Source organism: Enterobacteriaceae bacterium Kacie_13 (assembly GCA_013457415.1).
GTDB lineage: Bacteria > Pseudomonadota > Gammaproteobacteria > Enterobacterales > Enterobacteriaceae > Rahnella.
Map to the genome: position 1 here is coordinate 612,900 of CP045665.1, position 22,323 is coordinate 635,222.

Annotated in this window: 27 protein-coding genes; 15 read left to right on the top strand and 12 right to left on the bottom strand. The window is 50.4% G+C overall.

Annotation, left to right across the window (positions count from 1 at the left end; all coding sequences use genetic code 11):
* Positions 1–11: 11 nt before the first annotated feature.
* The 6 genes from GE278_02790 to GE278_02815 form a co-directional block, all read right to left on the bottom strand.
* Positions 12–2,474, bottom strand: coding sequence for a type I restriction-modification system subunit M (locus GE278_02790; GenBank protein QLK59779.1), 2,463 nt, complete (start codon positions 2,472–2,474; stop codon positions 12–14).
* Positions 2,475–2,684: 210 nt separating this feature from the next.
* Complete coding sequence (locus GE278_02795; GenBank protein QLK59780.1) at positions 2,685–3,296, bottom strand: inovirus Gp2 family protein; 612 nt, start codon at positions 3,294–3,296, stop codon at positions 2,685–2,687.
* Between the two features lie 329 nt (positions 3,297–3,625).
* Positions 3,626–4,012, bottom strand: coding sequence for a hypothetical protein (locus GE278_02800; GenBank protein QLK59781.1), 387 nt, complete (start codon positions 4,010–4,012; stop codon positions 3,626–3,628).
* 10 nt (positions 4,013–4,022) lie between these two features.
* On the bottom strand, positions 4,023–4,556 hold the full coding sequence (locus GE278_02805; protein QLK63163.1) for a secretoglobin family protein: 534 nt from the start codon (positions 4,554–4,556) through the stop codon (positions 4,023–4,025).
* A 103-nt stretch (positions 4,557–4,659) separates the two neighbouring features.
* Positions 4,660–4,872 (bottom strand): AlpA family phage regulatory protein, encoded by a 213-nt coding sequence (locus GE278_02810; GenBank protein QLK59782.1) that lies wholly within the window; start codon positions 4,870–4,872, stop codon positions 4,660–4,662.
* A 102-nt stretch (positions 4,873–4,974) separates the two neighbouring features.
* Positions 4,975–5,556 (bottom strand): inovirus Gp2 family protein, encoded by a 582-nt coding sequence (locus tag GE278_02815; GenBank protein QLK59783.1) that lies wholly within the window; start codon positions 5,554–5,556, stop codon positions 4,975–4,977.
* A gap of 499 nt (positions 5,557–6,055) precedes the next feature.
* On the opposite strand from GE278_02815, the gene GE278_02820 reads away from it, so the two are divergent.
* From GE278_02820 to GE278_02880, 13 genes are all read left to right on the top strand, one after another.
* Positions 6,056–6,796: a hypothetical protein gene (locus tag GE278_02820; protein ID QLK59784.1), complete on the top strand. Its 741-nt coding sequence runs from the start codon at positions 6,056–6,058 to the stop codon at positions 6,794–6,796.
* 91 nt (positions 6,797–6,887) lie between these two features.
* Entirely contained in the window at positions 6,888–7,760 is an 873-nt protein-coding gene (locus GE278_02825; protein ID QLK59785.1) for a hypothetical protein, read from the top strand.
* A gap of 97 nt (positions 7,761–7,857) precedes the next feature.
* On the top strand, positions 7,858–8,691 hold the full coding sequence (locus GE278_02830) for a DUF932 domain-containing protein (GenBank protein ID QLK59786.1): 834 nt from the start codon (positions 7,858–7,860) through the stop codon (positions 8,689–8,691).
* A 201-nt stretch (positions 8,692–8,892) separates the two neighbouring features.
* Complete coding sequence (locus tag GE278_02835; GenBank protein QLK63164.1) at positions 8,893–9,597, top strand: WYL domain-containing protein; 705 nt, start codon at positions 8,893–8,895, stop codon at positions 9,595–9,597.
* Entirely contained in the window at positions 9,594–10,208 is a 615-nt protein-coding gene (locus tag GE278_02840) for a hypothetical protein (protein QLK59787.1), read from the top strand. Before GE278_02835 ends, GE278_02840 begins: the two co-directional genes overlap by 4 nt.
* 87 nt (positions 10,209–10,295) lie before the next feature.
* On the top strand, positions 10,296–10,706 hold the full coding sequence (locus GE278_02845; GenBank protein ID QLK59788.1) for a hypothetical protein: 411 nt from the start codon (positions 10,296–10,298) through the stop codon (positions 10,704–10,706).
* A 77-nt stretch (positions 10,707–10,783) separates the two neighbouring features.
* On the top strand, positions 10,784–11,110 hold the full coding sequence (locus tag GE278_02850; protein QLK59789.1) for a DUF905 domain-containing protein: 327 nt from the start codon (positions 10,784–10,786) through the stop codon (positions 11,108–11,110).
* Positions 11,107–11,565, top strand: a complete 459-nt coding sequence (locus GE278_02855) for an antirestriction protein (GenBank protein QLK59790.1) — start codon at positions 11,107–11,109, stop codon at positions 11,563–11,565. Before GE278_02850 ends, GE278_02855 begins: the two co-directional genes overlap by 4 nt.
* An 8-nt stretch (positions 11,566–11,573) precedes the next feature.
* Positions 11,574–12,056, top strand: coding sequence for a DNA repair protein RadC (gene radC, locus GE278_02860; GenBank protein ID QLK59791.1), 483 nt, complete (start codon positions 11,574–11,576; stop codon positions 12,054–12,056).
* Positions 12,057–12,064: 8 nt separating this feature from the next.
* Positions 12,065–12,286 (top strand): DUF987 family protein, encoded by a 222-nt coding sequence (locus GE278_02865; GenBank protein ID QLK59792.1) that lies wholly within the window; start codon positions 12,065–12,067, stop codon positions 12,284–12,286.
* Between the two features lie 18 nt (positions 12,287–12,304).
* On the top strand, positions 12,305–12,625 hold the full coding sequence (locus GE278_02870) for a type IV toxin-antitoxin system YeeU family antitoxin (protein QLK59793.1): 321 nt from the start codon (positions 12,305–12,307) through the stop codon (positions 12,623–12,625).
* Positions 12,626–12,645: 20 nt separating this feature from the next.
* Positions 12,646–12,987 (top strand): toxin, encoded by a 342-nt coding sequence (locus GE278_02875; GenBank protein QLK59794.1) that lies wholly within the window; start codon positions 12,646–12,648, stop codon positions 12,985–12,987.
* A gap of 253 nt (positions 12,988–13,240) precedes the next feature.
* Entirely contained in the window at positions 13,241–14,248 is a 1,008-nt protein-coding gene (locus tag GE278_02880) for a restriction endonuclease (protein ID QLK59795.1), read from the top strand.
* A 336-nt stretch (positions 14,249–14,584) separates the two neighbouring features.
* Here the strand turns inward: GE278_02880 and GE278_02885 are convergent, their stop codons facing one another.
* The gene (locus GE278_02885; protein QLK59796.1) at positions 14,585–14,917 is read right to left on the bottom strand and encodes a hypothetical protein; all 333 of its coding nucleotides are present in this window, start codon (positions 14,915–14,917) and stop codon (positions 14,585–14,587) included.
* A 289-nt stretch (positions 14,918–15,206) separates the two neighbouring features.
* Positions 15,207–15,434: a hypothetical protein gene (locus tag GE278_02890; GenBank protein ID QLK59797.1), complete on the bottom strand. Its 228-nt coding sequence runs from the start codon at positions 15,432–15,434 to the stop codon at positions 15,207–15,209.
* Between the two features lie 585 nt (positions 15,435–16,019).
* Here GE278_02890 and GE278_02895 point away from each other — a divergent pair.
* Positions 16,020–16,838, top strand: a complete 819-nt coding sequence (locus GE278_02895) for a restriction endonuclease (protein QLK63165.1) — start codon at positions 16,020–16,022, stop codon at positions 16,836–16,838.
* Between the two features lie 179 nt (positions 16,839–17,017).
* Here the strand turns inward: GE278_02895 and alsS are convergent, their stop codons facing one another.
* Both alsS and budA read right to left on the bottom strand, forming a co-directional pair.
* Positions 17,018–18,694: an acetolactate synthase AlsS gene (alsS, locus tag GE278_02900; protein ID QLK59798.1), complete on the bottom strand. Its 1,677-nt coding sequence runs from the start codon at positions 18,692–18,694 to the stop codon at positions 17,018–17,020.
* Between the two features lie 28 nt (positions 18,695–18,722).
* Entirely contained in the window at positions 18,723–19,505 is a 783-nt protein-coding gene (gene budA, locus GE278_02905) for an acetolactate decarboxylase (GenBank protein QLK59799.1), read from the bottom strand.
* Positions 19,506–19,608: 103 nt separating this feature from the next.
* On the opposite strand from budA, the gene GE278_02910 reads away from it, so the two are divergent.
* The gene (locus GE278_02910) at positions 19,609–20,481 is read left to right on the top strand and encodes a LysR family transcriptional regulator (GenBank protein QLK59800.1); all 873 of its coding nucleotides are present in this window, start codon (positions 19,609–19,611) and stop codon (positions 20,479–20,481) included.
* Positions 20,482–20,530: 49 nt separating this feature from the next.
* On the opposite strand, the gene GE278_02915 is transcribed toward GE278_02910, so the two are convergent.
* Positions 20,531–21,028: an OmpA family protein gene (locus GE278_02915; GenBank protein ID QLK59801.1), complete on the bottom strand. Its 498-nt coding sequence runs from the start codon at positions 21,026–21,028 to the stop codon at positions 20,531–20,533.
* A 14-nt stretch (positions 21,029–21,042) separates the two neighbouring features.
* Positions 21,043–22,323, bottom strand: coding sequence for a diguanylate cyclase (locus GE278_02920; protein ID QLK59802.1), 1,281 nt, complete (start codon positions 22,321–22,323; stop codon positions 21,043–21,045).

The following is a 22,323-nucleotide window of genomic DNA, read 5'->3' on the forward strand; positions in this document are numbered from 1 at the left end:
CTGATTCTCCATCATACCCACTCCAGCCCCATCATCTTCAGATGAGCTGCAACTCTTGACTCTAGTTCAGTAACATTTTGAGTAAGAACGGGCAAAGATACGCTATAGCGCTCCTCCAGTTCTTTGACTCGTTTGGCCAGCCGCTGTGTGACACGTTCAATCTCCGCTTCCAGAGCACTAGTCAGACTTGCTTTCCATTTATCCTGTACCACCAGAATTTTTATTTCGTTATCAGTGAGCTTTGGATAATAAGCGAATACAGCAAGATCCAGTTTTTCCTCTGCTTCTTTATGCGCTTTTTTGGCTTTGGTTTCAGAATCAAACAATTCCTGAGCAGATTTCAGTACTGTCTTTTCTTCTTTATCTGTGGCAACTTTAAGTCGTGCCTTAACGCTGGCAGCAGTCACTTTCTCTTTGTCGTTCATTGCATCAGCAAGTAACCCATCCTCACCGCTGTTTTCTTCAAGGAAGCGTTCAAGTGCTTGGGCGGCTTCATCATATGCGACTTGAAGTTGATCGATCTGTTTCTGCTCAAAAGCAAAATAGCGAACTACTAAAAGTGCTGGCGGCAACAGTTCAGCCTTATACTTCTTCTTACCAATTACAAGATCCGGCGTCTCTTTGAGTTTTTCGCCTTTTTCCACAACCAGCTCACGTAGTACTTTGCCGGCTTGCCAGCCATCTTGGCTCAGGACATAAACATCGTCCTGCATCACATCCATCCAGTAGTCCATTAATAACTGATAGATAGCGTAGTTCTCGAGCAACGGAGTGTCAGCAGTGGCTTCAGACGCATATGCAGAGAGAAGTCGCTCGCCAATTTCTTCAATTAGCTGTTTAGGTGAGTCACCGCGAGCAATTTCTTCAAGCTGACAACCTGCAAACCACCTTTCAAAGGGGATTAGTGCTCCTGCTTTGAATGCGGTAAATTCCGAGTGCGCCAGAATAGTACTTTTCACTTTAACTGCTTCTACTCGAGCATTGCTGTAGCCTGGGCGGGCAGGTTCGAACAGATCCTGACGTAAAGTCGGGAAAATTTTCCAGTAAGCACTGAGAGCATCAATATCGCGATCAGGAATGCCACCAGCCAAATGGCCTGAAAGGTCGTGTAGATCTTCAGGATAACTGCTGTCGATATAGCGAGGGATATTGAGGTTGAAGTCGTTGGCTGCAATTTCTGACAGCGGTACCATGCGACTGAAGCGAGAGATTTCCTGTTCCCGATTAAATGCATCGACAATTTTGTGAATGTCTTGGGCGCGTAGGCGATTTTTATTGCCGTCCTTAATAAAACCCTTACTGGCATCGATCATAAAGATGCCTTGCTGGCTATTGTCACTGGCACTGAACGCTCTAGCCTGTGCGCCTTCTTTATCGATGACGATGATGCATGCCGGGATGCCCGTGCCGTAGAACAAGTTAGCAGGCAGGCCAATAATGCCTTTGATATAACCTTGTTTGAGCAGATTCTCACGAATACGCGCTTCAGCATTGCCCCGGAACAGAACGCCGTGAGGTAAGATTACAGCGCCTTTGCCGGTACTCTTGAGGCTTTTGATGATGTGCAGCAGGAAAGCATAATCGCCATTCTTTTCTGGCGGTGTCCCCCAGACAAAACGGTCAAAAGTATCGTTCGCAGCATCCAGGCCGCTGGTCCAGTTTTTGTTGGAGAAAGGGGGGTTGGCTACAGCAAAGTCGAAGGTTCTCAGATTATCGTTGCCATCCTTCCAATGTGGATCGGCCAAGGTGTTGCCTTTCCAGATTTTAGCGGTAGCGTTGTCGTGCAAAATCATGTTCATACGCGCCAGTGCGCTGGTCGCATAATCCATCTCTTGCCCATAGATGGTTAACCCCTTGGAACCTGCTTCGTCACTGGCTTTCAACAACAGTGAGCCTGAACCACAGGTAGGGTCATAAACGGTAGCATCCTGTGGTGTTTGCTTGCTGATGCCAATTACTTTCGCCAGAATGCGCGACACCTCTGCAGGGGTATAAAACTGCCCCTTGGATTTACCTGACTCTGTAGCAAAGTGGCGCATCAGGTATTCATACGCATCACCCAGCAGATCGTCTCCTTCAACGCGGTTGGCAGAGAGATCCAACCCTTCGAAGATTGCCACCAGCTTGGAAAGGCGGTCTATCATCTCCTTACCTTTACCCAGCTTGTCTTCGTCATTGAAGTCAGCGATATCAATAACGCCCTTCAGGTCATTAGCTTCGGCCAGTAATCCGATAGTTTTGTTAATCTTCTCGCCAATTTCTTTATTGCCCTTGAGGGCCACCATATCGTCAAAACTTGCCCCTTCCGGAACTTCAATCATCGCGTAAGGGTTGCCCTTAGCTTTGTCAGAGACGTACTTCATAAACAGTAGGGTCAACACGTAGTCTTTGTACTGTGAAGCATCCATTCCGCCACGCAACTCGTCGCAGCTCGCCCAAAGGGAGGAGTAAAGTTCGTTCTTCTTGATAGCCATATGGTGTCCGGTGAAAACAATACTGAGAACGCGACAGGGGGGGGGGTAACAAGCATCAGTGCTGAAACGCTGCCTGTCGCGTGAGAAATTGGGTGAGAGTTTACCAAGTTGGAAGCGTTGAGACTATGCCGCTGAGGGTAAAGTACGATGTAACCAGTGTATTTTAACTTGGTCAAAACCAATGTTTATCGTGTTGTAATATCGAGCCTATTAACTTTGGCTGCATCCAAAAGACCGTTCCTCCCTGTTGTAATCTTTAGTGCGTTCTTTCGCAAAATAACTTAACCGAAACGTCAGTTGATCATAAATATCTCTGTAACAAGCTGAATTAACATCCAGGTAATAAAGCGGATTATCGGGAAAGCGGGCTAGCGTCCAGTGCTCTGGGCGGTGACTAAGCTTTAAAGCACTTAACCAGGCCTCTCGTATCAGAGACGCCAGGCCCGTCCCATCTTCTTTGTAACTCCCCAGCCCATTGAACGTATCGTTATTCACGAACAACACCATGTGGTAATGCGATTTCTGATTAATCTCACCCACTTCCCGAACCCAGGCATCGCGCAGGTGGCATGGATATGTTCGTTTACCCTGCTTCAACTTACTTCTGTAGCGCGCTGTAATCTTTGCATCAAGGGATTCAATGAAATGAGATATCAGACCCTGTCGGTTAATGAGCACATTGTCAGGAAGACGCAGGTCTACCCGAACTGCCATCGTCCGTGCGTACTCTGCAGTCGCGTTATTGATAACGCGTAGAATACGTTGTAGGTAAGTTGTGTTGAATGGTGCATGCCGTCTATCGAGACAGATATTGTCAAACATATAATTCTCCTTGGGTAATGAATTACGGGCAGGACAAAGCCTTACCCGCAATGGGCAGTTAAAGGGATTAAGGATTTAAAGGGTGGTAATACCAGCCATTAAGGCTGTCGTGTATGCGTGACCGTATATGGCGTGGTATTGAGATGATATTGTTTATATATCAGTTGGTTAATTAATATTACCAACCCGTCGTGGGCTACTAATGACCAATCCACCAGCACCAGGGGCCGGATGATGGAAAGTGATTGATTTTTACTCCGAAGTTATATGCCCCCATATAATAACTTTCTGGTGTACCAATCAATCCCATGATTGCCTGGTACGTATCACTAAATTCGTATCTCCCGACTATATATCCCTTTTCTGCATTGAGGGCAGCGTTTCTCACCACCATACGACAGGCCACACATCGTGCATTGCCACCCCGTGGTCGTAATAATCGAGGGCAGTTGTGTCACGAGTTGCTGGAGTTTCTCTACGGCAGAAGGTTTTCCACTTGTTTGTACCAGCCAGGGGCACTGTAACAAGGCTTCCGGTTGTCCCCGTGGGATATCATGTTCAAACCAGGGCGGCGAAGTTCTGGTGGGGAGGTGGAATATCAATGGGCACTGACAATGATGGCAGTACCACTCTTCACCTTCGATCACATTCACTTGGCGGGCAGGCACAATTTCGCCAGTGCTGCGCTGTGCGATATAACATTTTTGTACTCGCATTTTCCAGACCTCACATTGGCCTGGTGGCACGAATATAATTTTCAGTCAGTGTCTTCAGCCCTCGATATGATTTCTGTTTTTCTGACATCCATTGCTTCAGCGTATCAGGAAGCGGTAAGTGCAGCGTATACCATTCATCCAGATCCTTGCCTGTAATCAGTTCACACCAGCACAGCAGCGTCAGCGTCTGCCGAAATCCCGGTTGCGTATGCAGCCGGAATAACATCTGTAATTGTTCCGCCAGTCTGCTTTTTCCAAGGCGGTAACATTCACTGAGCAGCACACCGGGTAACAGAGAATAGTCAGTACGTTTGTTCAGTCGGGGGATAACAGCACACTCTTCCTCCTGGGATGTTTGAGTGACCTGTAACAGACACTGTGGGACGACAATTTCCGATGTCATACCACCCGATGACTGGCACGATGTAATCGCAAGCTTGTGCCAGTGCTCTATTTCCTGCTGACACAAACCATGGAACAAATTGATTCGAGTAAAATCATTGAGCCAGGTTTGGTAATGGTTAAGCAATGGGATGTTTTTCATCGGTAATTTTCCTTGATTATTAAATTTCATGCAGCCGTAAGCCTCCGCAGAGAGCGGATAGTGCAAGCACGGTCTGGATGAATGTTATTTGGTGAAGTAAGGCTTACTGCTGCTTATGGGATTCTTCGATACGGACCTGAAGCCAGGCTTCCACTTCACTTTTCCGCCAGCGGGAACTGCGTCCAAATTTGGTGGGCTTTGGAAACTCACCATCTTTGATGAGTTTGTAAAACCACTTATCCGTTAACCCGGTGAGTTGGGTGATAAAAGCCATATTGATAAACTGGTCTTCGAGCAGGGTAGGTTTAATGGTCATGATTGAATTCTCCGGTAGCTAAGTGGGAACCGGAGATGGGTTAAGAATTACTGCTGCCCTCTCCGGCATAGCAACCGGTGGTGCTGTAAAAAAGTCGTTATATTATTTGCCCTTTCTGGGGCGGCCTTGTCTGGCTGGTTCAGGAACCTCATTACATCCCCAAATCAGATTTCCGTTCTTCTGGGATTCTTTCGTCAGATAGCTGGCAATACGTCTCAGGCTATTAACGCCTTCGTCGTTGTCATAACCAACGACGTTATTGATATCGTCCTGGTAGTAGTCCTTCGGTTTGCAACGTTCGTATTTCCCTTCGCCGTTCGTTATCTTCAGCCACAATTCACCAGTCTGTTGAATAAACGGAAATGACTTCTGATGCTTCTGTCCTTTAAGATAAAAAATGGCATGAGCATGGATAGCATTTGTCTTTGTCCATTCCAGTACCCAGAAGCAGCCACAGAATTGAGGCATTTGCATTACAGCCAGGGTTAACTCCCGGAGGTCATCCTGTATCTCAAATGAAGAATTACGAATGAATCGGTTGGTACCTCGCTGATAATCAAAATCCATTCGGAACGCCAGTATTTTGGAGTGACATGCCAGGATCTGATTAAGATGGTGATTGATCATATTCAGCAGAAAATCATTCGGAGTGAATTTTTTAAAGTGTGGGTAATGTCTTTGCATTGTTTTATTCCTTTGGGTGAGCTCAAAGGAACAGCAGGAACTGTTTTTTTGTAATGCAACCAGAAGTGTTACCTGCCTGGCAGGCCTGTTTATTACTATCAGTAATGTGCCATCCCCTGGTGGGATAGTTGTTATATGCTGAGATCTACTTCCCTATAATACCAATTAACCTTAATTATCAAATTACGGACAAAGCCCCCCTCTCAAACAGCCAACGTACTTACGCCCGATAACGAGCTTTTTATCGAAATCCTGGATGCCTGGGATTGATAATTTTAGGTAGATATCGAGAGGTGTTTATCATGATTTCTGTATCGATATAGCAATCAGTAATGACGTAAAAATAATTCATCAGATACTTCTTCTGTCGGCTTAGGGGGGTGGTGAACAAGGTTATACCATCTCCATTTTACGAGAAAATGTGACTTTTATCGCGATAAAATGAGGTTATCATGCTATTGTTATGCATATTTTAGAATTTGCATAACGGATAGTCATTATGAGAATAACATTTAATTCAGATAAAGAAGTGACAATTAATACAATTGATAGATATGCAAAAAGCTATGGAGTATCAAGGTCGAAAGTAATTTCTGATTTGCTTAATTCAATATCACCTGCTCTCGATTATTTGGTGTTTCAAAACAATTTAAAAAATGAAATGGAATCCAAGTTATTAAACCTGTTTGCATTTGAACTTAAGGAAGTAGAAGCTAAGCTAGCTAAAGATGAGATTTTCTTTAGACACTTTAATCAAAGCATAAAAAATATTTCTTATGTTGTTATAAGCAACGATGCCATTCAGTTTTCATTGCCTGACAGAGAGCGATGGTCTGATCTGAGAGAACAATTCCACGCTAAAGTAAACAAAATGCTCGACATATACAGGCCCTGTGATAATGGTTATTATGCTTGTGTTCTGTACCCTGATTACCTGAAAGAAGGGATGTACACATCAGTTATAATTAACTTCAGGTCGTTAATTGTCGATGACTATTACTTTGATATTAATTCGCTGTGCTTTGTCAGAGAGGAAGATTTCTTTTATTGCGGCATTAACGATTACATGAAGAGAAATCTTAAAAACAAAAATCGTTTGCACCTCGCATGGGCTCCGCTAAAAAAAATTGCTGACGGGTATCTGTTTATGGCTGCAATACGCAAAGAACACTCAAACTATGCAGTCAGACAAGAAGGAGATTTTACAGTGAATTTTCCTTACGATGTATGGAAGCAATAATCCAAATAATTTCAGACAGATATTATACATGCGGACCACCCCCATTCCTTCACTGGAATGGGGATTTTCTTTTTCTGTCTGAGAAAATGCGATGCAAAAATCTGAAGACCTCCAGGCTCTGGAGAAACCACTGGAGTTACTGCCAGAAGCTGTCCGCAGCTATATTTTGAACTACCTTAATAAGCTGATTCACTACGAACCAGTGATTGGGATTATGGGCAAAACCGGGGCTGGTAAATCCAGCCTGTGCAATGCCTTGTTTGCCGGAGAAGTGTCTCCGGTTAGTGATGTATCAGCCTGTACCCGCGAGCCACTGCGCTGTCGGTTACGTATCGGGCGTCACAGCATGGTGCTGGTGGACCTGCCGGGTGTCGGTGAAAGTGAACGCCGTGACCGGGAATATCGGGCGCTGTACCGGCGTCAGTTACCACAGCTGGACCTCGTGCTATGGGTGATTAAAGCCGATGACCGAGCGTTGTCGGTGGATGAACGTTTTTATCGTGAAGTGATTGGTACTCACCGGCACAAAGTGATGTTTGTGGTGAACCAGGTAGACAAACTGGAGCCCTGCCATCAGTGGGATGCCACCTGCGGCTCTCCGTCATCCCTCCAGAAAATCAATCTCAGCCGCAAGCTCAGTGATATCCGACAGTTGTTTACACCATCAAATCCGATGTGCGCGGTGTCAGCACGAACGGGATGGGGGCTCGGGTCACTGGTGGAAACGATGATGCGCAGCCTGCCAGCCCGTGCCAGCAGTCCGCTCAATGCACAGCTGCATGAAACATTACGGAGCGAGCCCGTAAAATCGCAAGCCCGGGACCGTTTTGGTGAAGCTGCAGGTGAGGTTGTTGATGCTGTTGCTTCGCTGCCTTTTGTGCCGGAGCCAGTGAAATCGCTCATTCGCAGTGTGCGGGATATGGTGGTGAGCACGGTTCGCGCCGTTTGGGATTTCTTCTTCTGAGAGCTTAACCCTTTCTGTTCCAGTATTTCTAGAGCCCTGTCCACTGTGCGACAGGGCTTTCTTTTATCGGTTTTCTGAATCAATAAGGAGTCTGCTTATGACCCGTCTGGCTTCGCGCTTTGGCGCAGCAAATGTTATCCGTCGTGACCGTCCGTTAACCCGTGAAGAGTTATTTCGGGTAGTGCCCAGTGTATTCAGCGAGGACAAACACGCGTCGCGTAGCGAACGGTATACCTACATTCCCACAATTTCCCTGCTGGACAGCCTGCAACGCGAAGGTTTTCAGCCGTTCTTTGCCTGTCAGACCCGAGTGCGTGACCCGGAGCGTCGCGAGCATACAAAGCACATGTTGCGCCTGCGCCGTGAGGGGCAAATTACCGGTAAACAGGTTCCGGAAATAATCCTACTCAACTCCCATGACGGCACTAGTTCGTATCAGATGTTGCCGGGGTTATTCAGGGCGGTATGCCAGAACGGGCTCGTCTGCGGTGAGTCTTTTGGCGAGGTGCGGGTGCCGCACAAAGGAGATGTGGTGAGTCAGGTGATTGAAGGGGCGTATGAGGTGCTGGGGATTTTTGACCGTGTGGAAGAAAAGCGGGATGCCATGCAGTCGCTGATGTTGCCACCACCTGCACAACAGGCTCTGGCACAGGCTGCACTAACGTACCGTTTCGGTGAGGACCACCGGCCGGTGACAGCACCTCAGGTGCTTTCACCTCGGCGCTGGCAGGATGAGAGCAATGACCTGTGGACCACATACCAGCGTATTCAGGAGAACCTGATTAAAGGTGGGCTTAGCGGACGTAGTGCAAAAGGCGGGCGAACTCATACCCGTGCAGTACGAGGTATCGATGGCGACGTGAAGCTTAACCGTGCGCTGTGGGTGATGGCAGAAACGATGCTCAGCGGGTTTCAGACAAACAAATACTAGCTCCGGATTAATGCGGACATCACCTGTCCGTTCACTGCTCAATTTACAGGCAACTTTTCCTCTGACTGGACACGAAGCCGCATTCTGATTGTATTCGGCCTGCTAAAAAAATACAGCTTCTGCTGTCCATATCCTGTCCGGCCCTCTCGTTACACTAATCACTTAATTTTCAGTCCATTAACAGGATGCAGAATGCCTCTCATGTCTCAGACTGAGCGCCGCCATGAGCGCCTTGCGGTCCGCTTGTCGCTGATTATCAGCCGCCTTGTGGCGGGGGAAACGCTGATCATGCAGAAGCTGGCTGCCGAGTTCGGCGTGTCAGTACGCACGCTGCGTCGGGATTTTCGTGAGCGGCTGACCTATCTCGACCTGGAGTTCCGGGACGGACAGTGCAGCCTGCTATCCGGTAGTCGCCAGCGGGAACTGGCGGTGCAGACCTTCGTCCGTCACTCTGGCGTGGAGGCGCTCTTTCCGGATATCGACAACCAGATGGTTACCTCTCTCCTGAGTGCCAGCGAATCTCCCTGCCTTATCTGGCACAGCGCTACCTCCCGGGCACTGGCACGGCCTGAAGTGTTTACGCGACTGGTTCGCGCTATCACTGAACACCGTCGGGTGACGCTGCTGGCAGAGGGTAGTCGCTGCACCGGCCTGGCTCCTTACCGCCTGGTGTGCAGCGACGGCTGCTGGTATCTGACCGGTGAGCTCGGGGGGCATATCACGGTTTTCCCGCTGGGCGATATTCACACGGTAACCTTCCACCCGGCACTGTTCGTGCCGGATGCACGGGTGCGTAACTTGCTGTCACATCCCGATTTTCTTCGGGTATTACCTCACTTTCAAACCTTCCACTCACTGCTCGTTGTCAGTGACGACGGGTTTTCACCCCAAAAGGAACAGATATGAAATTACTTACTACCACGGCGCTGGCGCTCAGTCTGTGCGCGGGTACCATTTTGCCAGTAGCCGCTGAAAATGTCGTAGGGACTGTTAAGGCCTGGCAATACATGCAAGCTGACGGCTGGAAATCAGCCGATGGTCTGGACAATAACACCCTCAGCAATGCGCTCTACGGTGCCAGAGTCATTGATAATTACCCCTGGACCCGGCAGTTTCTGCTGCGGATGGGATACAACGGAGGTTATTTTCTCGCGGACAAAAACACCAAAACGGTACGCAAACTTGCACTCAAAACGGCCAGTGGCTCTTCCTCTGATTTGACCTCTGTTTATAAGGGTGAGGGTAAGGCGTGTGGGTTCACTCTGATTGATACCCAAGCCTCGCTGCTGGACGAGGCGCAACAGAGATCGGGTGGAACAGATAATCCGACAGAAGCGTTGAATCATGCCCGGTCTACCTACGTACCGAAAGCCCTGCTGGTCGTGCCTGATAATTGCGTCAATCCAAAACAACAGGCCGCGCTGGCGGCTAAGCGTTCTCAAAAAGACCGCGAACTGCAGCAGTGGGTGGCAAAGCAAAGCATGGCTGAACTGTGCCGCCGTACCGGTAACTGCTGAGAATCTGGTTACAGGCGTTTTAAATCACAACAGATGCCTGGCAATCTATCGGGTGTATAGAACACCCATTAATTCAGGAAGAATGCCATGTTAAGAATTATCACCTCAGCCATACCCGCTCTCATTCTATCACTAACCACCTTCAGTACCGGTGCCGCACAGCTTCCAGTAAGCCTGATGGATAAAGACAATCCCGGTCAGGAATACTGGTGCCAGGGAAACGACATCAACACTACCGTCTGCTCATTGGCCGATGTCAGTGATGACCGTAAGTTTGCCCTGATTCAGGATCTGCCCGGTCCAGCCTGTGAAGATCGAAGCTTCGGGGTTATTGACCTGGTATTTAACACCGGACTTAACATCCCTTATGACGGCGGCGACTGCAAAGGGGATGTAAAGGCCGGGTTTGTGCGTGGCACAAAAGATAATGCCCTGTATGTGAAGATTGTCAGGGGCAGCAAAACTCTGCGCCTGTATAAGGTGCAGACGGGTTTCTGACTGAATCCGCACAACTACACTCTCTTAAAGCCCCTGACGCACATGCGTCAGGGGCTTTGTCTTTAAATATTATCAGAATGTCTGAACGTCAATTACTGCCGTCAGGACCTTTTACCCGACAGCAGGCCGACGCTATTACCAGCCGGTATCAAAACATCGCCATTGAAGATGTCCGGCCCAGTCACTTCCGCCTGGTGGTTCGTGACTCTGAAGGTCGAATGGTCTGGCGGGCGTGGAGCTTCGAACCTGATGCCGGTGAAGGACTTAACTGTTATATCCGACAGTTAAGTCCTCAGGGCATCCTCCTCCGACTAACCATAGCTATTCATCATCCCTGCATATCGTTTATCCCCCATACGCCAGCCATCGTCGCTGGCGTTTTTATTGACGGAGAATATCCATGACGACACAAACGCAATGCGAATTGATGTCCGCTAATGAACCTCAATTTGACCTTACCGCAACAACAGTACCTGACGAACAGCGTCTCGATTTCTGGCCGCTGTACTTTGGCGCAATCCCGCAGTGGATAACACTGGAACCCCGTATTTTCGCCTGGATGGATCGCTTCTGTGATGAGTACAGCGGTGGTATCTGGTCCTTTTACACGCTCAGCAATGGCGGAGCGTTTATGGCTCCTGATGCTGACGGTGACGATAAATGGCATCTTTTCAATGGCATGAACGGCAATGGTGCGGAAATGAGCGCGGAAGCCGCAGGCGTTGCTGTCTGCCTGATCGAATACAGCCATCACGCCTGTCGCACCGAATGCGATGCCATGACGGAGCACTATTACCGCCTGCGGGATTACGCCCTGCAGCACCCTGAATCCAGCGCCATTTTGCGCATTATTGATTAAGGATACTCATGATGGAACAGTCACTTATCCCACTGGCTCCGGTACTTCCACTAACCGCACAACGCACGGTAAAACGCGCCTTAACGCTGCTTGACCGACACTTGCGAGAAACAGGCGTGGCATTCACGTCTACCCAGGTTGCCCGTGACTGGCTGACACTGAAAATGGCGGGACTGGAACGCGAAGAGTTCATGGTGCTGTATCTGAACCAGCAAAATCAGTTGATTGCCCATGAAACTCTGTTCGCCGGGTCCATCAACAGCACCGAGGTACATCCCCGGGAGGTGGTCAAACGCGCTCTGTATTTCAATGCAGCAGCAGTGATTCTGGCGCATAACCACCCCTCCGGCAACACCACGCCCAGCCCAGCAGATAAGACCATAACCCAGCGTCTGGTGCAGGCGCTTCAGCTCATTGATATCCGTGTGCCTGACCATCTGATTGTCGGTGGCAAGCAAATCTATTCGTTCGCTGAACACGGTCTGCTGTGAGGTATGACATGAAAATTATCAGTAAACGCCGGGCAATGACGATATACCGTCAGTATCCGGCCTCCCGCATTTTTCGATACTGCACCGGCAGATACCAGTGGCACGGCAGTGTCTGTCATTACACCGGTAAGGTAGTTCCTGACATTCCCGGAGTGCTGGCGGTATACGCCGAACGCCGCCAGGACCGCAACGGACCTTATGCCTGTCTGATGAGTATCACCCTGAACTGACGATAAAGGAGAAGCCTGATGAGAAGTAACGACACATGGGGCCTGCAGCGGGATATCACGCCGCGCCTGGGAGCCCGTCTGGTGCAGGAGGGCAATCGGCTGCACTATCTGGCTGACCGGGCCAGTATTACCGGTAAGTTCAGTGACCCCGAGTGTCTCAAGCTGAATGTAGCATTTCCACATTTTATCAGCCAGTTGGAGTCGATGCTGACCACTGGTGAAATGAATCCTCGCCACGCCCACTGCGTCACCCTGTACCACAACGGCTTTACCTGTGAAGCCGATACCCTTGGCAGTTGCGGCTACATATACATCGCCGTTTATCCCACTCAACGCTAACTAATTTCACGAGAGCAAACATGAAAACTCTACCTGCAACGACTCCGCAGGCGGCGAAGCTATGTCTGTCGCCCGTGTCTGTCTGGCAAATGTTACTGACACGCCTGCTGGAACAGCACTATGGCCTGACACTGAACGACACACCATTCTGTGATGAAACTGTTATTCAGGAACATATCACTGCTGGTATTACACTGGCTGATGCCGTTAACTTTCTGGTGGATAAGTACGAACTGGTTCGTATTGATCGCAGGGGATTCAACTGGCAAGAACAGTCCCCATACCTGCGGGCTGTCGATATTCTGCGGGCGCGACAGGCAACTGGTTTATTGAAAAGAAATCGTATTAACGCAACACCTTGAATATTGGGAATAGCCTCCCTGATTCATATTCCAGACATATTTATTTACTTATTACAAAAGCACCAGCTGATGCGGGCCGGTGCTTTTGCTTATATGGACGAAATATCATGCAAATTGAAGCTGCAATTTTAACTGGGCACATCATCGCAAACACAATCCGGGAATGCTGGTCCGTCGTTATTGATGGTTTTGACGCATACGGCGAACAAGCTTATGATCCAGCTTAATTTCTTTTCCTCATGAAGGGACGGGTATGGGCAACAGAATGTGGATGATTCGCGGTGACGGCGGCAAACTCTATGACGATTTCCGCGATAAACAAATTGTGGGAATCGGTTGGCCTCAGCTGGCTCCTTTGGTCAAACCCGGTCTGTCCCGATCCCAGTTGCTCGCTTTATACCAGGAAGCAGACCCCTTAACGAAGCTAGGAACAGCCCGTTCTGGAGCATCGCAGGTCTGGCGTTTTGTGAACGAAATCCAAAAGGGTGATTGGGTTATTACCTATTCTCCAGCCAACCGTACTTATCTGCTAGGCAAAGTTACATCAGACTTCCAATATCATCCTGAATGGGTGGAAGAGGGGATGGGGATCGCTCGGCAGGTTAAATGGAATACTCAAGAAATCGATCGCGATCGATTGTCTGTTGCTACCAAAAACACATTGGGTTCCACGTTGACGGTTTTCCAGCTTCCAGAATATGCGTTAGAGGAGCTTTTGCAGGATAAGAAACCCACTGCAGATGTTATTACTCAGAATCCAATTGTGATAGATGAAGATGAGGTCGTTTCTGATCCGCTTCGCGATATGGAAATGCTGGCGTTTGAGGGTATCAAAGATCGCATCAACTCTCTTGATTGGGATGAGATGCAAAATCTGGTTGCCGGAGTTTTACGCAGTATGGGCTATAAAACGCAGGTTTCACCTGCGGGTGCCGATCGGGGTAAAGACATCATTGCTTCACCTGATGGATTCGGTTTTGAAAATCCACGAATTATCGTTGAGGTAAAACATCGTAGGGAGCAAATGGGGAGCCAGCAGATTCGCAGCTTTATCGGCGGTCGCCATAAAGACGATCGCGGGCTTTATGTCAGTACGGGAGGCTTTACGAAAGATGCTCGCTATGAAGCCGACCGTTCGACGATACCTCTGACGCTCTGGACGCTTGACGATCTCGTCCGTGCGCTTATTGAGAACTACGAGCAAGTCGATATTGAGACCAAACTTTTGGTGCCTCTGAAGAAAACTTTCCTTCCTGCTTGAATCTTTCTTTGATAGCCATATTGGTGTTCCACTAGCATGGCTTTATACCCACTATTGATGTCTGTTTTTTGTACGGATTTTAACTTGTGGGTACAAGTGCGGGTATAACTATTTGTGTCTTTTTGTAAACTACATTGATATCAGTCTGTTGAGTGAAAAATTCGAGTCCGGCCTTCGCACCATTAGTATGTAAAAAAAGACACCCTTTGAGGTGTCTTTTTTTATGTCTGGAATTCGGTGATTCTTACTCTTGTCCCCATTCGACAATTTTGGTTTTTATTCACGCCTTTTACAGCCTGGCGGCGCGCCATCTTATGCAAGATCTTGCCTGGCGCATTAATACATTGGGTAAGCTGTAATCTTCTTTGTTTTTGCCAGACCATTATTGGCCTTCTCACACAATTCAAACAGCGCGGGGATGAGGTGGGCGGAGGCCTTCAGATACCCGCTAACCTGCGCAATGCCTTCCGGCGGCAGCATCTCGCAGTTCTCCAGCCCTTCGCTCAGGCAGAGCAATCCCTGACATAGTCCTTCGGCGGATTCAGTGGCAAGCGCACCGAGATCGTAAAGCTGCGCTTCGGCGAAGCTACCCAAATCCATCTCGGCTATGAGCGAGCGGAACACGGTGATGGAGTTGGCGGTAAAGGCGGCGTTGTCGGTATCAGTCATGATGTTCATTCCATTGTCAGTGAGTTGAAATCCCATTTCCGGCAGGGATGTTGCCGCTGCGAAGTGACTCTATCCCTGTTGATGCATCAAAGAAATAACCTGTATTTATTTACAGTGTTTTGTTGCGGGAAGTGGAAGGTATCTCGCAAAATCGGCGCAGCTGTATGCGTGATCCAATTTATAGTTTGAAGGGTCAACACTAGGGGAAATGAATGGATGCTATTACGATGTTGAGATTGTCATAAAGCCAGCGCATACGCACTGGCTTTTCATAACTGGTTATCTTGCCTTAATGCGCAAGCGCTTGTTCCTGCTCCATGCAAACCGCAATGCCATCATCATCGTCAATCGGCAGTTCCAGCGCCTTATTTAGCACTTCCAGCCGTTCACACAGAATGTAGCTCAGCAGGTCTTTCGCCTGTGGATTCTCCAGCGTCACAATCGCATAAGATAGCGCACGGCAGTGATCGACGATCTCTTCCAGTTCCAGCGGGGTATTGTCGTAGAGGGTTGGCATTTTGAGTACTCCAGAAAATAGTGAGTTTGCTACCACTGGAGACGCTAACCTCGGGGTGGTAGCTCAAACAGCGTTAGCGTTACCGGTTTTCTGGATCCGGTGCTTCGTGAGAAGCCACTGTCTGAGCCACCATAATTGGGGTGAGAACAGACCGTACCACATTTCCCAATTCTTCATAGGGTTGTAGGTACCAGAAAATGACAGAACGCTAATTCTGACCACGGATTTTGCCGCAGCGAGGAGAGTCTACTACTGGGAAAATGAGCACTGTAAGCAGTTTTTTAGGCTGTTTTAATTCTTGCGAGATGTCTTGGAAATGCATGTAAATGAGATGAAATCACCAAGGCAGAGGCTAGCCTATCCCGGACGAAATCTTGGGGGCGAGTTGCGTAAATGCTCGCAAAAATCACTATGACGATAAACCCAACATCCCTCTATAAGTTCATCATCTTATGGGTTAATTTTACAGCCAGTGTGATCTAATCATCCAAACTCTAAATGCATTAGTTGTGTGAACCCACGATCGTCATATACTTCCAACCTATTGATTCAAGTAACGGGTATCGATAGATGATGGAAGAAGAGATGTGCGTTGTTCTTGCGGAGAATGATGTTTCGAAGTGGGATGATGAAACTGGGGTTCGATATCATTTTCCCAAAATGTACAGAAGACATATCAAGCCAGGAATGCGCTTTGTGTACTACAAAGGAAAGTTAAAGTCTGAGAATCGGCAATATTCTGCACAGCGTTTATCCGATTCGCCACATTACTTTGGTATTGGGCGAATTAAAGAAATTATACCGGATCAAGATGGTCATCTCTATGCCACTTTGACCGATTTCCAAAAGTTCGAGCATGCTGTCATCGCCAAGAAGGATGATGGATATTATGAAAATATCCCGGAACAGCAAAAATCAAACTATTGGCGGCCGAGCGTTCGTCCTATTTCAAAAGAGGTATTCGCAGATATCGCCGTGGCTGCGGCAATATCAGAACCATTTCTGATCATTAGTGATATCAAAAATGAAGATGTTCATATTGAAAAGGAAGATGACGAAGAATCCTTGGTCTCTTATGAGGAAGGGAAGAAAACCTCTAAGTTTGTCACGATATATGAAAGAGATCAGAAGCTAAAAAAACTGGCCAAAAGTCTGCATGGGACCACCTGTTTTGCCTGCGGTTTTAATTTTGGTGATTTCTACGGTGAATATGCGAAAGACTTTATCCATATTCATCACGTTGTACCGGTATCTGAGTTTGGCGGTTCGAAGAATGTTGATCCTAAAACCGATCTCGTTCCCGTATGTGCTAACTGTCACGGAGTCATTCATCGTAAAAAAGACCGGACGCTGACGATTAAAGAATTAAAAATCATGATTGCTACCAATAAACAAACGCTCTAATTAGATCGCTTCAAGTGACTATAAAGTTTCGATGATCCAATCTCCGATGGTAAAAACAGGCAGAAGAGTAAAGCGTCCGCGCCATGGATGGCGCGGTTCGAGCCATCAGGGATGATTTTACGGCGTCTTTACGATCTGTCTGTTTTCACTGCGGCTGACATTTCTACGGTTTATTCCCCCTAAAACATCTCCCCCAAATTCAACTGTCCCATCAGCAGTGCATTATCACTGTAGTCCACCGGCACGGCGACGACGGCGGGGCCTTGTACGTCCATGGCGGCGCGCAGGGTGCTTTCCAGCGTGTCGGCGGAGGTGACGGCAAAACCTTTCGCGCCGAAGGCGTCGGCGTAGGCTTTGAAATCTATCGGGCCGAACTGGATGCCGGAGGTGCGCTGGTATTTTTTCTGTTCCTGAATCGCCACCATGTTGTAGGCCTCATCGACCCAGATGATGTGCAGCAAGTTTACGCCGAGGCGGACGGCGGTTTCCAGTTCCATGCTCGATTGCATAAAGCCGCCGTCGCCGGAAACTGACACCACTTTGCGGCCGGGATCGACCAGCGCTGCGCCAATCGCCCACGGCAGGGCGACGCCCATGGTCTGCTGGCCGTTGGAAATCAGAACCTGTCGTGCGCGGAAGCTGTAAAGGTAGCGGGCGATCCAGATGTGGAAACTGCCCATATCGACGCACAACGTGACGTCGCTGTTGACGATGTCCTGCATCGCGCGAACCAAACGTAACGGGTGTATCGCAAACTGGTTCAGGCTGCGGCCTTTCTGGTCCAATAGTGCGCGCTGCTGGCGGCGGTCTTCCAGAATATCGATCGAGGCCGGGCTGAGATCGATGCGATGATGAATCTGTTCGGTCAGCAAATCCAGCGTGTCGGCGATGTCGCCCACCAGCTCGACGTCCGGCAGGTAGTCGCTGTCGGTCTCGGCAGGCACCACGTCGATGTGCACCAGCTCGGCGTTGTCGTTGCTCCACTGCGCCGGTTCGTACTCGACCGGGCTGTAACCGATGGTGATCACCAGATCGGCGTTGCGCAGCAGCCGGTCACCGGCCTGATTGTTGAACAAACCGACGCGGCCTGCGAAACGATGGAATGACGCCTGGTCAATAACCCCGGCTGCCTGATAGGTGCTGGTGACCGGCAGATCGCTTTTATGCAGTAACCGGCGGATGGCTTCGGCGTTACGCGGCTGGCTGGCCATCAGGCCGAGCAACAGCACCGGATTTTTGGCCTGCCGCAAAAGGCGTGAGACCTGCATGATTGCATCGTGCGGCGCGCTGCCCAGTACCGGTGCCTGCGAGGTCAGGAGTTTGCCGCTGGCCGGTTCGTTGACGATGTCCATTGGCAGGCTGATGAAAGCCGCGCCGGGGCGACCAAACTCGGCGGCGCGAAAGCCGTTCGCCAGCACTTCAGCCAGCGCGGAAGGGGCGGTGACTTCGGCGGAATACTTGGTGACCGGGCGGAACATCGCCACGGTGTCCATGGTCTGGTGAACCTGTTTCACATGATCAGCGCGTTTAACCGCGCCGCCAAGCGCCACCAGCGGATCGCCTTCAGAAGTTGCGGTTGCGACGCCGGTGATCAGGTTCGAACAGCCGGGGCCGGAGGTGACCAGCGCGACGCCTGCTTTACCGGTCAGGCGGCCAACGGCACCGGCCATAAAGGCGGCGTTGGCTTCGTGCCGCACCGGGATCAACGTGATGTTGGAGTCGAGCAGGGAATCGAAAACGCGGTCGATTTTGGCGCCGGGAATGCCGAAGACGTGTTTGACGCCCTGCGCTTCAAGCTGTGCGACCACCAGATCCGCACCGCAGTTCCACTCGGTTTTACTGTCTGAATTTTTCATGGTGTCACTCCTTCGCGAAATGCGGTGATTAACTCTCTACAGACTGGATGGCGTCGTTCAAATCGTCCGGGCATAAATTGGCGTGCAGAAAATCGCTGTCCTGCGGGAAGTCGATCAGCAATTTTTCGACGGTGCCGAAAGTGAGCGTGCCGCTCTCGACCTGATAATCCAGCACGTGGCCACCGCTGCTGCGTTCCTGATTAATAAAGTGTTCGTGATATCCCGCGACGTTGATGCCCTGCATGTATGCCGGAGTCAGAAAACCGATCAGCACGCCCTGAGTGTGTTCGATGTGGTAGGTCGGCTGGGCTTCAATGGCTTCCAGCATCGGTTTATATGGGCGATGCTGTTCTGGCACGGTGCGTGTATCGACGCGGCTGAAGGTCCCGTCGATGCGCAGCGCGCAGAAGGAATTCTGGCTGGCAACCACGTCGTCGATTACCTTGTGGATCTGCTCGCGGCTGTGTGGGCGCTCGATGCGGTATTCATTCGTGGGATTGAAGAATGTCATCACGGCGAACGGTGTTTTTTGACAGGGGCTGGCACGTCGTGCGCTGCCGTCGCCGCGCAGCTGGAAAATATTGTTGTTGAATGCAATCAGCTCGCCGTCGAGATGGTTAAAGGTACCGAGGCCAAAATCGCCATGTTTGAGGAGATCGGCCATCGTGGTCTCGCCTTCGTACACGCCGCTCAGCAGGGCGCTCATCAGCGAGGACTGATAGAGCACACGGTCAGGATGCTGTTGCGTAAACGCCCTGGCAGTACGGGCAATGTCGGCGACGCAGGAACAGGAATCAGAATGGTTTTTCATGCAGAGCTCCGCAGTGGAATGGTTAACTTAGCTAACTAAAGGTTGACGCCATTCCGCCCTGAGTTCCAATATGAGGAGGTGTTCTCTTTGAGACGTTTTTGATATGGAACTTCGTCATCTGCGCTATTTTGTTGCGGTGGCAGAGACGGGACACTTCACCCGTGCTGCCGAACAGCTGGGCATCTCCCAGCCTCCTCTTAGCCAGCAAATACAGCGGCTTGAACATGAAATTGGTACCCCTTTACTCAAACGTCTGACCCGCGGCGTCGAACTGACCGAAGCCGGAAAAGTGCTGTACGACGAAGCCCTGAACATCATCAAACTGACCGATGCCGCCCTCGAGAGTACCCGTGCGGTGGCGCGCGGCATGAACGGCACGCTGCGCATCGGCTTTGCGAACTCGACCGCATTTAACCCGCAAGTTTTTGCACTGCTGCACCGTTTTCGGGACAAATATCCGGGCATGGTGATGGAGCCGCAGGAAAAGGACATGGCCGGGCTGATGACGGCGCTGGGCGAAGGCGTGCTCGATGTGGCGTTCATCCGCCTGCCATGCGAGCGCAGCAAAGCGTTCAGCTTTAAAGTGATGGATATCGAAGAGATGATGGTGGCGCTGCCGAAAACGCATCCGCTGGGTCAGGGGAAAGATGTGCGGCTGGCGGCGCTGCGGCATGACAATCTGATTACCTTCCCGCGCGACCTGTCGCCTGGGCTCTACGATGCCGTCACTCATGCCTGCGAAGAGGCCGGGTTCTCACCGCGATACGGTCAGCAGTGTCCGCAAATTACGTCATCGTTGAGTATGGTGGCGACGGGATTTGGGTACGCGCTGGTACCTGCGTCTTTGGGAAAAATTGATGAGAATAATGTGCGCTGTCTGCCCATTGCCGGGCAGACGTTGACGACGCAAATTGCGCTGGCCTGGCGCCGGACGGATAACTGCAAGGCCGCGCTGCATCTGGTGGGATTATTATAAAAGGGGGTGATAAACGTGTTATCACCCCATCTTCATCACACGACGCGATTTATACGACAATAATCACCGACACGCGGCGGTTTTGCGCGCGGCCTTCCTGCGTTTTATTGCTGGCGACCGGCTGGCTCTGGCCTAATCCACGAGTGTGAATATTGGCGCGTGGCATACCTGCCTTTGCAAAAGCGTCGGCCACGGTATTGGCGCGGCGCAGCGAGAGATCGTTGTTATAGCTGGCGTCGCCGTAGTTATCGGTGTGGCCGTCGAGGTTCACTTTGGTCAGGCCAACGTGCATGAGCTCGTTCGCCAGTTTCTCCACTGTCTGTTCACTTTCAGGAGACAGTTTGGCCTGATTGTTCCCGAACAGCACTTTCGCATCCAGACCCAGTTCCCAGCCGGAGGCGGTCTGGGTGAAGCCATTTTTTTGCAGCACGGCGATCTGTTCCGGGGTCAGTCCGGCGGGTTTGGTCTGACAGGCGGCCAGCAGCAAAATGCACAGTCCCATCGCGGCGAACTGGGACCAGGTTTTAAACGTTTTATACGGATGCATGGGGAAAACTCCTTTTAATCTTTCGTCACGACGGTCAGCGGCATACCGGTTGAGACATGCCAGCAACTGCCGGATATTTTTTTCGAGCGGTACATAGCCTCATCGGCCTTTTCCAGTAACTCTTTAGCGCTGTTTGCCTGCGAAGGCGACAGCGCGATACCAATACTCAGTGAAACATCCAGCGTCTTGTTGTTAAGCAATATCACCGGCGTTTTCATGATTTCGACAATGCGTTCGGCAAAGGCCACCGACTCCGCGGTTGAGATCATCGGGTCGAGCAGAATAGCAAACTCATCGCCGCCCAGGCGCGCCAGCACGTCGCCTTCACGCAGGGTTTTCGACAGCCGCTCGCCAATCACCATCAGCACCCTGTCGCCCGCTGCATGGCCCAGTGAGTCGTTGATCTCTTTAAAGTTATCGACATCAATAAACAGCAGCGCCAGTGACAGCGGCGGACGCATCGGATTGAAGCACTGATTCAGGGTATCAATAAAGAACGCGCGATTATGCAGACCCGTCAGGCCGTCGTGCAACGCCTTTTTGGTCAGCGACACATTCTCGTTTTTTAAGTGATTTTCCCAGGCTTCCAGCTCGGTCAGCAGGCTGTTGAAGTCCTGACTGAGCGTGTGCAGCTCGGCAATCGGCGCGGAAGGCACGCGCAGGCTGAACGAACGGTTAGCGCTCACTTCGTGGGTCACGCGTGTGATATGGCCTAGCGCGTCGACGATGCCTTTCTGCATCCGCCGGGAGAAATAGAGCGCGACCAGCGCCGTCAGCACAAGACAGCCAAGCAGGCTGAGCACCGTTTCCAGCAGGAAGCCGAGCAGGCTGGTGCCGTTACCTGTAAGCCAGACGGTGCCTATCACCGAACCGGAGTGGATCACCGGCAGCGTGACCGGATCGGGGAAGGCGAGATGGCCGACGAATTGCCCGAGTTTGTCCCAGTTGCCTGCTACCGGACGCTGCCATTCGGCGAAGGTGTTACCCGCCGGGCTCAGAATCTTAGCCTGAGCGAAATCGCCACGGTCGGCGATAAAGACCAGAGAGTCGTGCGCGGCAGGGGCGTCATTGAACACCAATGCGGCTTCGGTGGTATAGCTGATCGCCCGCGCAGTAAGCTGTAAATTACTCTCTGCGTGTGAGCGCAGCGCCAGCAGTGCCAGCATCGTCAGCAAAAATCCCGCCAGCCCGATTGCCGTCAAAATGACAATCAGATGAATGCGGTTCAGCGCTGCGCCTAACGTCTTACGCTGGCGTGGCTGTTCAACGTCAGGAACAGGAATATTATTTTCCAT

Coding starts and splice junctions, on each gene's coding strand:
- GE278_02810 (QLK59782.1), bottom strand. CDS start 4,872: ATGACCATTAAACCTACCCTGCTCGAAGACCAGTTTATCAATATGGCT.
- budA (QLK59799.1), bottom strand. CDS start 19,505: ATGAAAAACCATTCTGATTCCTGTTCCTGCGTCGCCGACATTGCCCGT.
- GE278_02830 (QLK59786.1), top strand. CDS start 7,858: ATGACCCGTCTGGCTTCGCGCTTTGGCGCAGCAAATGTTATCCGTCGT.
- GE278_02800 (QLK59781.1), bottom strand. CDS start 4,012: ATGCGAGTACAAAAATGTTATATCGCACAGCGCAGCACTGGCGAAATT.
- GE278_02845 (QLK59788.1), top strand. CDS start 10,296: ATGTTAAGAATTATCACCTCAGCCATACCCGCTCTCATTCTATCACTA.
- GE278_02850 (QLK59789.1), top strand. CDS start 10,784: ATGTCTGAACGTCAATTACTGCCGTCAGGACCTTTTACCCGACAGCAG.
- GE278_02790 (QLK59779.1), bottom strand. CDS start 2,474: ATGGCTATCAAGAAGAACGAACTTTACTCCTCCCTTTGGGCGAGCTGC.
- GE278_02815 (QLK59783.1), bottom strand. CDS start 5,556: ATGCAAAGACATTACCCACACTTTAAAAAATTCACTCCGAATGATTTT.
- GE278_02885 (QLK59796.1), bottom strand. CDS start 14,917: ATGACTGATACCGACAACGCCGCCTTTACCGCCAACTCCATCACCGTG.
- GE278_02915 (QLK59801.1), bottom strand. CDS start 21,028: ATGCATCCGTATAAAACGTTTAAAACCTGGTCCCAGTTCGCCGCGATG.
- GE278_02795 (QLK59780.1), bottom strand. CDS start 3,296: ATGTTTGACAATATCTGTCTCGATAGACGGCATGCACCATTCAACACA.
- radC (QLK59791.1), top strand. CDS start 11,574: ATGATGGAACAGTCACTTATCCCACTGGCTCCGGTACTTCCACTAACC.
- GE278_02890 (QLK59797.1), bottom strand. CDS start 15,434: ATGCCAACCCTCTACGACAATACCCCGCTGGAACTGGAAGAGATCGTC.
- GE278_02825 (QLK59785.1), top strand. CDS start 6,888: ATGCAAAAATCTGAAGACCTCCAGGCTCTGGAGAAACCACTGGAGTTA.
- GE278_02835 (QLK63164.1), top strand. CDS start 8,893: ATGTCTCAGACTGAGCGCCGCCATGAGCGCCTTGCGGTCCGCTTGTCG.
- GE278_02805 (QLK63163.1), bottom strand. CDS start 4,556: ATGAAAAACATCCCATTGCTTAACCATTACCAAACCTGGCTCAATGAT.
- GE278_02880 (QLK59795.1), top strand. CDS start 13,241: ATGGGCAACAGAATGTGGATGATTCGCGGTGACGGCGGCAAACTCTAT.
- GE278_02865 (QLK59792.1), top strand. CDS start 12,065: ATGAAAATTATCAGTAAACGCCGGGCAATGACGATATACCGTCAGTAT.
- alsS (QLK59798.1), bottom strand. CDS start 18,694: ATGAAAAATTCAGACAGTAAAACCGAGTGGAACTGCGGTGCGGATCTG.
- GE278_02820 (QLK59784.1), top strand. CDS start 6,056: ATGAGAATAACATTTAATTCAGATAAAGAAGTGACAATTAATACAATT.
- GE278_02895 (QLK63165.1), top strand. CDS start 16,020: ATGTGCGTTGTTCTTGCGGAGAATGATGTTTCGAAGTGGGATGATGAA.
- GE278_02875 (QLK59794.1), top strand. CDS start 12,646: ATGAAAACTCTACCTGCAACGACTCCGCAGGCGGCGAAGCTATGTCTG.
- GE278_02840 (QLK59787.1), top strand. CDS start 9,594: ATGAAATTACTTACTACCACGGCGCTGGCGCTCAGTCTGTGCGCGGGT.
- GE278_02920 (QLK59802.1), bottom strand. CDS start 22,323: ATGGAAAATAATATTCCTGTTCCTGACGTTGAACAGCCACGCCAGCGT.
- GE278_02910 (QLK59800.1), top strand. CDS start 19,609: ATGGAACTTCGTCATCTGCGCTATTTTGTTGCGGTGGCAGAGACGGGA.
- GE278_02870 (QLK59793.1), top strand. CDS start 12,305: ATGAGAAGTAACGACACATGGGGCCTGCAGCGGGATATCACGCCGCGC.
- GE278_02855 (QLK59790.1), top strand. CDS start 11,107: ATGACGACACAAACGCAATGCGAATTGATGTCCGCTAATGAACCTCAA.